At 26.9% G+C, this 12,229-nt stretch carries 13 protein-coding genes; 10 read left to right on the top strand and 3 right to left on the bottom strand.

Going from position 1 to position 12,229, the window contains the following annotated elements; all coding sequences use genetic code 11:
* The first annotated feature begins 337 nt into the window (after window positions 1–337).
* The 6 genes from HUU89_RS13880 to HUU89_RS13855 all read left to right on the top strand — a co-directional run bounded on the left by HUU89_RS13880 (window position 338) and on the right by HUU89_RS13855 (window position 5,249).
* Entirely contained in the window at window positions 338–1,135 is a 798-nt protein-coding gene (locus HUU89_RS13880; protein WP_227391666.1) for a histidinol-phosphatase HisJ family protein, read from the top strand.
* A gap of 62 nt (window positions 1,136–1,197) precedes the next feature.
* Complete coding sequence (locus tag HUU89_RS13875; RefSeq protein ID WP_175302071.1) at window positions 1,198–3,048, top strand: fructose-specific PTS transporter subunit EIIC; 1,851 nt, start codon at window positions 1,198–1,200, stop codon at window positions 3,046–3,048.
* 346 nt (window positions 3,049–3,394) lie between these two features.
* Entirely contained in the window at window positions 3,395–3,595 is a 201-nt protein-coding gene (locus tag HUU89_RS13870) for an IS200/IS605 family accessory protein TnpB-related protein (RefSeq protein WP_175302070.1), read from the top strand.
* Complete coding sequence (locus HUU89_RS13865; RefSeq protein ID WP_175302072.1) at window positions 3,592–3,774, top strand: zinc ribbon domain-containing protein; 183 nt, start codon at window positions 3,592–3,594, stop codon at window positions 3,772–3,774. The genes HUU89_RS13870 and HUU89_RS13865 overlap by 4 nt, the downstream gene beginning before the upstream one ends.
* 117 nt (window positions 3,775–3,891) lie before the next feature.
* Window positions 3,892–4,113, top strand: a complete 222-nt coding sequence (locus HUU89_RS13860) for a hypothetical protein (RefSeq protein ID WP_032091737.1) — start codon at window positions 3,892–3,894, stop codon at window positions 4,111–4,113.
* A gap of 80 nt (window positions 4,114–4,193) precedes the next feature.
* Window positions 4,194–5,249, top strand: a complete 1,056-nt coding sequence (locus HUU89_RS13855) for a GGDEF domain-containing protein (protein ID WP_175302069.1) — start codon at window positions 4,194–4,196, stop codon at window positions 5,247–5,249.
* Between the two features lie 193 nt (window positions 5,250–5,442).
* Here the strand turns inward: HUU89_RS13855 and HUU89_RS13850 are convergent, their stop codons facing one another.
* Genes HUU89_RS13850 through HUU89_RS13840 form a run of 3 tightly spaced genes read right to left on the bottom strand, consistent with a single transcriptional unit; the run spans window position 5,443 to window position 9,119 of the window.
* Window positions 5,443–6,366: a glycosyltransferase family 2 protein gene (locus HUU89_RS13850; protein ID WP_032091735.1), complete on the bottom strand. Its 924-nt coding sequence runs from the start codon at window positions 6,364–6,366 to the stop codon at window positions 5,443–5,445.
* Entirely contained in the window at window positions 6,359–6,754 is a 396-nt protein-coding gene (locus tag HUU89_RS13845) for a GtrA family protein (protein WP_032091734.1), read from the bottom strand. The genes HUU89_RS13850 and HUU89_RS13845 overlap by 8 nt, the downstream gene beginning before the upstream one ends.
* Window positions 6,744–9,119 (bottom strand): YfhO family protein, encoded by a 2,376-nt coding sequence (locus HUU89_RS13840; RefSeq protein ID WP_175302068.1) that lies wholly within the window; start codon window positions 9,117–9,119, stop codon window positions 6,744–6,746. Before HUU89_RS13840 ends, HUU89_RS13845 begins: the two co-directional genes overlap by 11 nt.
* Before the next feature lie 172 nt (window positions 9,120–9,291).
* Between HUU89_RS13840 and HUU89_RS13835 the strand changes: the two genes are divergently transcribed.
* The 4 genes from HUU89_RS13835 to HUU89_RS13820 are packed head-to-tail and all read left to right on the top strand — an operon-like array spanning window position 9,292 to window position 11,983.
* On the top strand, window positions 9,292–9,960 hold the full coding sequence (locus tag HUU89_RS13835; protein ID WP_032091732.1) for a PIG-L family deacetylase: 669 nt from the start codon (window positions 9,292–9,294) through the stop codon (window positions 9,958–9,960).
* Complete coding sequence (locus tag HUU89_RS13830; RefSeq protein WP_147579714.1) at window positions 9,957–10,655, top strand: response regulator transcription factor; 699 nt, start codon at window positions 9,957–9,959, stop codon at window positions 10,653–10,655. The genes HUU89_RS13835 and HUU89_RS13830 overlap by 4 nt, the downstream gene beginning before the upstream one ends.
* Entirely contained in the window at window positions 10,648–11,778 is a 1,131-nt protein-coding gene (locus HUU89_RS13825) for a HAMP domain-containing histidine kinase (RefSeq protein ID WP_175302067.1), read from the top strand. The genes HUU89_RS13830 and HUU89_RS13825 overlap by 8 nt, the downstream gene beginning before the upstream one ends.
* Window positions 11,762–11,983 (top strand): GHKL domain-containing protein, encoded by a 222-nt coding sequence (locus HUU89_RS13820; protein WP_175302066.1) that lies wholly within the window; start codon window positions 11,762–11,764, stop codon window positions 11,981–11,983. Before HUU89_RS13825 ends, HUU89_RS13820 begins: the two co-directional genes overlap by 17 nt.
* Window positions 11,984–12,229 lie beyond the last annotated feature (246 nt).

Here is a 12,229-nt window from a genome sequence, read left to right as displayed (position 1 = left end):
GTTGTCCCCTAAAGTAGACCCCCAAAGTTGGGACCCCTAAATTATTTGAATAGCCGCTTAAAGGCTTTTTCGCTGTTTTCAATTTTAAATACCTAACGACACTATTCAAAACTGAACGACCTTTCTTAACAAATACCAAGTATACTAAAATATTTATATGCTACTAATTTAAATTTTAAATCTAATGATAAATTTAATAGTCAAATATTAGTAAAATATAGAGAGGAAATAATCTACTGTTTTTGTTACTTCTTTTGTAACAAGATGTTTTATTAAATAGATTGTTTTTTTTATTAAAGAGTCTATAATTGTATACAACATGAATGGAGGATTGCCTATGCTAGTAGATGGACATATGCATTTAGAAAACGGACCACTTACTAAAGAATATGTAATGGAATTTATTAATGAAGCTTATAAACAAGGATTTGATCGTATTCAAATTTTAGATCATACACATCGTTTTAAAGAATTTGAAGTTATTTATCAAGGTGTTAAAGAAGCAAGTGATCAACAAAGAGAATGGCTTGCTAATAAGAAAATGAAATTTAAAGATACACTTTCTAGTTATGTGCGTTTAATTAATGAGGTAAAAGAGGAAGAACTTCCAATAGAAGTTTTATTTGGATTAGAAGTATGTTATGTTCCTGAATATAAAGAAGAAATAAGACATATTTTAGAACCCTATCAATTTGATTTTTTAGTAGGAGCTATTCATTCTATTGATGGACTTTTATATGATATGCCTTGGTCTAAAGAACTACTTTGGGAAAAATATAATGTAGATGATATTTATCATCGTTATTATGAATTGATTTTTGATTTAGTTAAAAGCGATTTATTTACGCAATTAGCTCATCCTGATACAATTAAAATGTTTGGTTATTATCCAACTTATGATTTAAAACCAACTTATCATGAACTTGCTGAATTATTAGTAGAACATCATGTTAAAGGGGAATGTAATACAGGGTGTTATTATCGTTATCATCATCCTGATAAAGGTTTATCTAAAGAATTGTTGGATATTTTTAAAGAACATCATGTGGATATTATTACAGCGAGTGATGCACATAAACCAGCAGATGTAGGAACTTGCATCAAAGATATTTATAAGTTATGTCAGTATGATTAAGTTGTTCTTGATTGAACAACTTTTTTGCTTTATGATAGACAAAAAAAGAAAGGTTGTTAGAAATGAGAATTACAGAATTATTAGATATAAATTCGATAGATTTAAATCCACAAGTTTCTAATAAAGAAGAAGCAATCAATCATCTGGTTGATTTATTAGATCAAAGTGGAAAATTAAATGATAAAGAAATTTATAAAGAAAGTGTTTTAAATAGAGAAGCGCAAAGTACAACAGGAATTGGTGATGGTGTTGCTATTCCTCATGGACAAAGTGAAGGTGTGAAAACAGCAGGATTATCTGCAATGGTTGTTAAAGAAGGATTAGATTTTAAATCTCTTGATGGACAACCTACATATTTATTTTTTATGATTGGTGCTCCTAAAGATTCGGGAGGTGCTCATTTACAAGCTCTTGCACAGTTATCTACTTTATTGATGGAAGAAGATTTTAGAAATGCTTTAATTAATGCATCTTCTAAAGAAGAATTTTTACAATTAATAGATGCTAAGGAAAATAAAAAAGAAGAAGTGAAAGAAATTGTTCATCCTGCTGTTTTAGCAGTAACTGCGTGTCCTACAGGAATTGCTCATACTTTTATGGCGGCTAAAGCTTTAGAACAAGCGGGAGAAAAATTAAATATTTCTATTAAAGTAGAAACTAATGGGCAAGAAGGGGTTAAAAATCAATTAACACAAGATGATATTGATCATTGTACTTGTATTATAGTAGCTGCTGATAAAAAAGTAGAAATGCAAAGATTTGAAGCGAAAAAAGTAATTCAAGTTCCTGTAAGAGATGGGATTTCGAAAGCTGAAGAGCTTGTTCAAAAAGCAAATAATGGCGATGGTGAAATATATCATCATGATACTAAAAAAGAAAAACAAAATATCATACGTTTATTTTACAAACATTTAATGAATGGTATTTCACATGCTTTACCATTCCTTGTTGCAAGTGGAGTTCTATATGGTATTTTATATCTTGTTAAAGATCAAGTATTATCAAATCAATTATTGACACTTATAAATTATGTTCAACAATTAATAACAATCATGATTATTCCAATTGTATCAGCCTATATTGCTGATAGTATTGCAGATCGACCTGCAATGGTTTCAGGTTTTGCTGGTGGATTAATTGTTTGTCAAGGAATTTCAATGTCATCAATTTCTGCTAATTCAACTTCTTTGCTTGCAGGAATTGTTGCTGGTTTTTTAGCAGGATTTGTTTCATTGATTTTAAAGAAATTATTTTCTTATTTACCACAATGTTTAAAAGGAATAGAAGCATCATTATTCCATCCAGTTTTATCAACTGTTATTGTTTTACTTGTGATGATTTATTTAAATGGTTATTTGTATATAGCACATAGCTATATTTTACAATATGTTTCACTTGTTGAATCTCAAATGTCAACAAAAATCTTATTTGGATTTGTTTTAGGAATGATGATGGCTATTGATAATGGTGGTCCTATTAATAAAACAGCCTATGTTTTTGGAATAGGAATGCTTATAAGTTATGATTATTATCCAATGGCTGCAGTCATGGCTGGAGGAATGATTCCACCATTTATAATTGCTTTAACAGCAACCTTATTTAAAGATAGATTTGAAGCTAGAAAAGATGCTTTAATGAATTATATCAATGGTATTTCATTTATTTCAGAAGGAGCTATTCCTTTTATTCAAAAAGAATCTCAAGTAATTTTACCAGCTTGTTGCCTTTCAGCAGGACTTGCAGGAGCATTATCAATGTATTTTGATTGTTCTGTTGCTTCACCTCATGGTGGATTGTTCTTAATATGGATGGTCAATAATCCATTATATTATTTAGCGTTAATTGTTTTATCAACAGTTGTAGGAACATTGTTATTATTTATTTTTACAAAATTAAAAAATAACGTAAAATAGTATGCAAGTTAATATGAAATTTTTAAGAAGTCATTGTGACTTCTTTTTTTTGGACAATCCGTCCATTGAAAGAAGAAAAAAAGAAAGATAAAATAATAAAAAAGGTAAATGTCAAATAAATAAGCGATTATAAATAATTAAAGAATTCAATACAATAAGGATGTACTTGATAAGGAGGTGCATCTTTTATGATAATTAGAGGAAAAGAAAAATGTCTAAATTATTGTATTGATTGCGGAGCTATCCTTTCGAGTAAGAAAGCTATTCGATGCAATAAATGCAATAGCCTTTTAAGAGCAAAAACTAGTCATCCGTCAAAAGAATTAAGAATAAAGAACAACGTATTATGAAAGACATAGATCATAAGATAAGTCGTGAAATCGTCAATACAGCAAAGAAACATAAAGCAAAAGTAATAAAATTAGAGCGATTAGAAAACATTCGCTCAACGACAAGAACAAGTTGTAAAAACAATCCTAGTCTGCATACATGGTCTTTCTATAGATTAGCACAATATATAGAATATAAAGCAAACTTGCAGGAATAGAAGTTGAGTATGTAGATTCAGTTTATACAAGTCAAAAATGTCCTCAATGTGGAAATATCCACCATGCAAAAGATAGAAAGTATATTTGTAAATGTGGATATCATACACATAGAGATTTGTTAGGTGCGATAAACATTTGTAATTCAACTGAATACATTGGTAACAGATGTATTGCCTAGGGAGCTATATGCTCTGCCCTAGGAGTGGTAATGGCATACCATATCTTGCACTACGACCTACTAGAAATAGACTGGTCATTCAATATATTTTTATTAAAAGTGTAAAAAGAATGTATATTGAAAGGTAGCAAGAATCCCCTGCCTTTAGACATAGGGAGTGTCAACTATAAACAAGCAGGAAGAATTTTATTATTTTCATTGGATGATTATTCTTTAGAAGAATGGACAGAAGCTGTAAATTATATCAGTCAAACAAGACAAAAATTTGAAACCAAGGAAGCAACTAGAGATTTTTTATATGTATTAATACTTACAAAAGCAAAGTTATATGACTTATAGAAGAGACTTTATGTTTCTTCTTTTTTAATAGCGAATAAGCTATAAATTTGTTATAGTATTAAGGGAAAGAGATGAAGTAAATGAAAAAAGAACAAAGAAGAAATTTAGGAGAAAAAATTGCCCAGGGAATATTACTCATTGTTTTAATTACTTTAACGATTTTTATGATGAGTGATGTTAAAAAGATTCAAGGAAATGCACGTGTTATTAATTATGCAGGAATTATTAGAGGGGCCACACAAAGAGAAATTAAATTAGAAATATCAGGAAATGAAAATGATGTTTTAATTAAATATTTAGATGATATTTTTTATGGATTGACAAATGGTGGTGGAAAGTATCAACTGACAACATTAAATGATCAACATTATCAAAAGAAATTAACGGAATTACATACTTCTTGGGTATCTTTAAAAGATGAAATTAGTTTAGTAAGAGAAAAGGGATATCAACAAACAAATATTATTAAAATGAGTGAAGAATATTTTTATTTAGCAGATGAAACAGTTACAGCTGCTGAAGATTATTCTCAAAAATGTGCGACAAGATTAGATCAAATAGAGAAAGCATTGATTTTTGTAATTGCTTTAGTTATTCTAATGATGATCAAGGAATCTGTATCTGCAGTTGTTTTAATGAAGAAAAATAGAGAACTTAATAAAAAAGCATATATTGATTTGCATACCGGTTTGCCTAATAGAAGTCGTGTAGAAGAATTGATTGCTCACTATGATCACTTTGATGAACCGACCGCAATTATTGTTTTTGACTTGAATGATTTAAAAGTAGTTAATGATTCTTTAGGACATCTTGCTGGTGATACATTAATTATGAATTTTGCACATATTATCCGTACTTCTATTCCTGAAAAATATTTTGTTGGAAGATATGGAGGAGATGAATTTATTGCTTTATTAAATGATGTTACTCAACAAGAGGTAGAAGATATTATTTTACAAGTACAAAACGAAGCAAGATGTTATAATGAATTTAGTAAACAAATATTCATTGATTTTGCCTTTGGTTATGCACTTTCTACGCATAGTCGAGAAACAAATTTAAAGTTATTATTGAATCGAGCAGATAAAAATATGTATGAATGTAAGGCACGTATGAAAGCAAAGAAAAAAATTTAAGAAAAGGATTGTTCATATAAACAATCCTTTTCTTTTTATTGTGGAATGAGTTAAAAAAATGAAAATATTTATTAAAAATCAATAATTATGGAAAAACGGTACGCTTAACAAAAGAAGAAAGTTGTTTATCTTTTCAAGAGTTGAATATTAAAGATTATGATGAAAAAAGGATTGAATAACAATCCTTTTTCATTTATCCCATTTTTTTATGAATATTATTTGTATTTTTAATAATGTAAATAGGCCTTTGTTTCGTTTCAAAGTAACATGATGAACAATATTGACCTAAGATAGAAACAAAGATAAGTTGCAAACCACTTAAAAATAAAACTAAACTTGTAAGATAGGAAACAGGATGAACAAAAACAGAGTATAAAGAAACAATACAAGAAATACCTATTAAAATACCACCAATGACTCCTGCAATCGTAATAGGTGTTGATGAAAATGAGAAAATGCCTTTAAATGCATAGGAAAATAAACTAGCAAAATTCCATTTACTTTTACCAACAGGACGTTCAACATTATGAAATTCAAGCCATTTTGTATTAAATCCTACAAAAGAAAATAATCCTTTCATGTAACGATTATATTCTTTAAGTTCTAAAATAGCATTGACCATTTGTCGAGTCATCATTCTAAAATCACCAGCACCATCATCCATATCCATTTTTGTAAGTTTTTGAATCACTTTATAAAAACTATGAGATAAAAAATTTCTTAATTTTCCTTCACCAGTACGATCAATACGTTTACCGGCACAACAATCATATTCTTCATATTTTAATGAGTTATACATTTCTTTTAATAAATAAGGAGGATGTTGTAAATCTGCATCCATAATAACAACATAATCTCCACTAGCATTTTCAAGTCCTGCATACATAGCGGCTTCTTTTCCAAAATTACGAGAAAAAGAATAATAGAAACAATGAGGATTTTTATGAGCTAGTAATTTTAAAATATCTTCACTATGATCATGACTACCATCATTGATAAAAAGTATTTCATAATCAATATTTTCAATACTTTCTAAAACATGAGTCACTTCTTTATAAAAGAGTGGTAAAACATCTTCTTCATTAAAACAAGGAACAATAACACTTATTTTATCCATGACAAACACCTTCTTCTTTAAAAATTTTAAATTTACATAAAATATAATTTGATAGAATCGTAATAAAACTGACGCATACTTTAGAGATCATTGGTTGAAGATTTAATAAATCAATTAAAAGATAAAGACATATATTTTCAATCAATAACGTCATAAATCTTAATAAGATAAAAGATATAAATTCTTTTTTTATATTATTTGTACTTTTAAACACATATCTTTTATTTGTATAATAAGCAAACAAAACTGCAAAAATCCAAGAAATACTATTAGCGATTAACCAATGACTATGTATTTTTAACAAAATGAAATAAACAACATAATTTACGAGAGTTGTCATCCCACCTACAAAAACATAACTCACTATTTCTTTTGTATCATCCTTCATTTTTTCGTCTCCTTTCAATAATGTAATTTATAAAAATCACCATAAATCCAAAGTAAGATAGAATAAAACCTAAACGATATCCAGTAGGGGTAAATTTTATTTGAATTTTATGTTTTCCTTGATTAATAGGACATCCTAAAAACGCTTCATTTACAATTTCACTCTTTACAACTTTACCATCGATATAAATTGTATAACCACGATCATAAGGAATACGAGTTATAAAATAACCATCATTTTTAACATTAATTGATCCTTTTAAAACATCTTTTCCTTTTTGAATATTTAAAGAATCTACTTCTTTATTTCTATTTTCAATAACTTCTTTATTTAAAGAATAAGTTTTAATATTTTTAAGATCATAATGTCCTTTAGATAAAGAAATGGATAAAGTTTTAATATTTTCACCAGATAATAAATAAGTAAAATGTGTATGTTGATTATAATAAGGTGAATTACTTCTAGATAATTTATTTTTAATCCCATTGATTGTAATAGAGACACTTTGATGTGGTTTATAATTTTTAATATCGCCTTCAATAACAATGATTTGATTTTTAGTCTTTCTTTGAAGAGAAAGAGTGATTTTTTTATTTTTCTTTTGTTGAATTTGATATGAACTCTTTAAACCCATGTCTTCTTTGATAAATTGACTTTGATCTGTACTATTTCCATTTTTTACAATGGCATGATTATAAAGAATATCCAAGGTATAAGGATATTGCAGTTGATGAAACTGATTTTGGCTATAGAGTTTATTTGTTGCATAAGCAATAGGCATAATATCTTGACTTTGATAAAGTTTTAAATCTTTAATAGCATCAATTTCTTGATAACCATCGATTTTCTTTTTTGAGATAATTGAATCAACGGATAACATCTTTAAATAGAAAAGATTATTTTGATCTATTTGTCCAACACGATTATTTAAAGAAATAGGAATCTTTAAAGTATCAAATAAAAATGAATTATAAAGATGATGATTTGTTGATGTATAACCTGAAAGACGGGTTACTTGATTTTGATAAGTTTGATTCATATTTTGATGAATTTCATTCATATTAACTAAAGTATTTATAAAATTTCTTTGAATCAATGTTTCTACTTCTTGATTTGCGTATTTTTTATATTGTTTATTTGGTAGAAAACTGGTTGTAGGATTATTGTAATAAACAACGAATAGTGGGACTAAAAGATAAATAAAACATCTTTTTTTATTTGTTTTTGAAAAATAAAGAATGATTAAACTAATAATTAAATCAAGAAAAACAAGTTCAGATCTTTGTATAAAAAATAATGGAAAAACAAAGAAAAATAGCATATACTTATTGATCTTAAAATGATTATTTTCTAATACAAGACCTGCTTGTAAAATAACCAAAGGTAAAAAAACAATCAGTATTTTACTTCTAGCATATAAAAACCCATTCATAATCAAACTGACGATAGGGCATAACATAGAAATCATTAAAATAATTGATAGAGTACGTGTCTTTTCTTTAAATAATCCAAAGACAATTAAAACCCAGAACATATAAGTGAGACCACAGCCATAGTTATTATAAAGAAGTCCCTTTAGTGAAAAAGTCGGAATCAATAAACTAAGATAGTTGGTTGCATTCACACTTTTATTTCCACCAGCAATTACAAATAATGTTGGAATTGTATAAATAGCTGTCAATAAAACAATAAGAAGATAAGCAGCAATTAAATGTAAAAAATGTTTTTTATAGTTTTTATAACGATAACAATGAAGCATAAAATAAATAAAACAAACAATAAAACACCCAACACAATAAAAATAACTATGTAATACAATACAACTTCCCCAGATAACAATACTTGTTATCTTTTGACTTATAAAATAACGATCAATACTACGTAACATTAAAAATAAAAAAGGCATATAATTTACAAACATGATTTGTTTATGAAATTGAAAAAATAAGGCTGAAAGTAAAGTGAATAAACTCATCAAAAAACATAGATAACGATTTTTAAGATGATTTCTTAAAAATAAATAACAAGCAATCAGTGTTAAAATTATTAAAAATACTTGATAGAAAATGATGATATTGACCATTTTTACATGAATCAATAAAGCACCTAATAAAACATCAAACCTTAAAGTACCATAATAAGAAAAATGATAAATATTAACACCTGACATTAAATTTGAAAGATAAGTAGGAAAAATTGTTCCTTCACTTCTAATTGCATGTCTTAAAGCATCAGCAAGAGTGACATGCTGGTTAAACCAATCAATTGAATTTCCAAATAAGAGATGTTGACTTTTTACTATGAAGACCATAAATAATGGTATAATAGTTAAAACCAACATATATAAATAATCCTTTTTCTTCATCTTTTTTTACCTCGCTATTCATTCTAGCAAGTCATTCTTAATAATTCCCTTAATCAATTCTTAAGAAATCATAAACAAATAAAGTCTACGTAAAAGGAGGCTTTAGAAAGTCTTAAGAATTCTTATGAATTATTATTAAGAAATAAGTGATAAGGTATAATAGGTGATAGAAATGAAGAAAAGTATTATCGTTATTTGTATAATGGTTGTTTTAGGATGTTTTTTAATAGATGATTCTAAATGTTTACATCAAAAAGAAATTAATCAAATAGATTTAAAACAATGTCAGAAATTAATGATCGTTGCACATCCAGATGATGAAACAATTTGGGGTGGAAGTCATTTATTGAAGGGACATTATTTAGTTGTTTGTCTAACAAATGGAAATAATGAAAAAAGAAAAAAAGAATTTATGAGGATTATGAAAGAGACACATAATCAAGGATTAATGTTTGATTATCCAGATAAAACAAATGGTCAAAGAGACAAGTGGTTACATGTTAAACAAAAAATAAAAAAAGACATTACCTATATTTTAAATAAGAAAGCATGGGCGATGGTTGTAACTCATAATCCATTAGGAGAATATGGACATATTCATCATCGGTTAACATCACAAATAGTTAGTATAGAAGCAACAAATCAAAATTTATATTATTTTGGAAAATATTATAAAAAGAAGCATGTTCCTCATGCATTAAAGAAGATAAAGCAAAAAAATTATGATAAGAAAATGCAGTTAATACAAAAATATGCATCACAAAAAAAAGTAATGGAACATCTAGATCATATGATGAACCACGAAAACTGGGTCAAGGCAAAAGATTGGAGAAGTTTATGAAAGAAAAGATAATGATTGTTGATGATCATGAAGACATTAGAGAAGTTGTTCATGTTTTACTTACAAATGAAGGCTATCAAATCATTGAAGCCAAAGATGGAAAAGAAGCGCTAGAGTTATTAGATGATGAGATAGATCTTATTATTTTAGATGTCATGATGCCTGAAATGAATGGCTATCAAGCGTGTTTATTAATGAGAGAAAAAACTAATGCTCCTATTTTATTTTTAACGGCTAAAGGTCAAGAAAGTGATAAAACATTAGGTTTTTCGAGTGGTGGGGATGATTATTTAACCAAACCTTTTTCTTATAATGAACTCAATGCAAGAGTAAAAGCTTTATTAAGGAGATATCATGTTTATCAAGGAAAGGAAAAAGAGATTTCTTCAATAAGAAAAATATCGATTATTGAAAATTTAGAAGTCAATCAAGAACATAAAGAAGTTAAGTTGAATGGAAAAAAACTTTCTTTGACAGATTTAGAATATGAAATTTTAGATTATTTGTTACTAAATAGAAAACAAGTTATTTCTGCAAGTCAACTATTTGAAGCTATTTGGCATGAAAATTATTATTATGGGGCGAATAATACGATTATGGTACATATTCGAAATTTAAGAAAGAAGATAGAAGATGATCCACAAAATCCACGTATTATTAAAACAGTATGGGGAAAGGGGTATTATATTGACTAAAAGAAATTTGAGTTTATCAATGAAAATCGTTTTATTACTTCTTTCTTCGGCTATTTTAGCTATCTTATGTTATGCCTTTTTTAGAAACAATGTAACAGATTTCTATACTTTCATTGAAACCGTTGAAAAACCTTTTAATGAAAAGACGTTTATAAAAGGTTTTAAAGAAGAAGCAAAAAATATTTCTATTTATTCAAAAGATAAAAATGATAAAAAGGAATTGAAAAATCTTTTAAAGAAGCATGATGATTATACGAATATTCTTCTTTGTAATGAAAAAGAATTATACATTGATGGTAGTCTTGGAAAAATTCTTGATGAGCCGGTAGGATTTACACCTTTGTATATTTTAAAAAGTGATTTTGAACAATACGCATTTAATAATTTTTTTACAGAAACAATAACATTTAAAGATGGTGAGGGAATTGTTTATGTTAGTTCTATGCATTTATTAAAATATATAAAGTATTATTTTTATTGTGCTTTATTTGTTAGTTTATTACTTTTCTTTTTACCTACATTTATTTTTATTAGAAAAAAAGTGAAATATATTAATATTTTAAAAGAAGAAGTATTAAATATGTCACAAGGAGATTTAAATCATCCAATGACAATCAAGAGTCATGACGAATTATCTATATTGGCACGTGAAGTTGATATTTTAAGAACAACCTTAGATTCAAATTATCAAAATGAATCAAAAATTAAAGAAGCTCATCAAGAATTAATTACTTCTTTATCACATGATTTAAGAACACCGCTTACTACGCTAAGAGGTTATTTGGATATTTTAAGCTTACATTGTTATAAAGATGAAAAACAAATGGATCATTATTTAAAAGGATGTATTGAAAAAACAGAACAAATTAAAGATTTATCAAATAAAACATTTGAATATGCACTTGTTTTTGAACAAGATTTATTGCCTCAATTAGAAACGATTCAAAGTGAACAATTTATATATTATCTTCAAGAAAATCTTGAATATTTAGAATTAGAAGGATTTAGGATTGAAAAAGAAATTGATATATGCTCAGTTGATTTACAATTAGATTTATCAATGATGAAAAGAATGATCAATAATATTTGTTCAAATATATTGAAATATGCTAAAAAAAGATAAACCTATTTATTTAGAAATTAGTATTAAACAAGGTAAAATAAAAATTGTTTTTGAAAATGAAAAGAAAAAAGATTTACAAAAAATTGAAAGTAATAAAATTGGTTTAAAAAGTGTTCAAAAAATTGTAGAAACACATCACGGACAATTGTTTATCCAAGATTTACCAGAAACATTTGTTTTAATTATTACTCTTCCATACAATTAGATGCTTTAGCGAAGGCATCTTTTTTTTGGACTATTTATCCATTGAAAGAAGGAAAAAAGAAGATAAAATGATAATAGAAATGAGACAAATGTGAAACAAATATGAGACAAATTATCTTTAAGCATATGATACAATTAAATCAGGAAGCTCCTTACATCAATATTAAAAAAGATATGAAAAAGCGATGATTACTAACTATAAAACACTCATGTAAGGAGGTAAAAAAATGAGTCAAATAAGAAATGC

The organism is Faecalibacillus sp. H12, from assembly GCF_013361255.1.
Taxonomy (GTDB): domain Bacteria; phylum Bacillota_I; class Bacilli_A; order Erysipelotrichales; family Coprobacillaceae; genus Faecalibacillus; species Faecalibacillus intestinalis.
The sequence above is the reverse complement of the archived record's forward strand: the minus strand, read 5'-3'. Positions and strand labels throughout refer to the sequence as shown.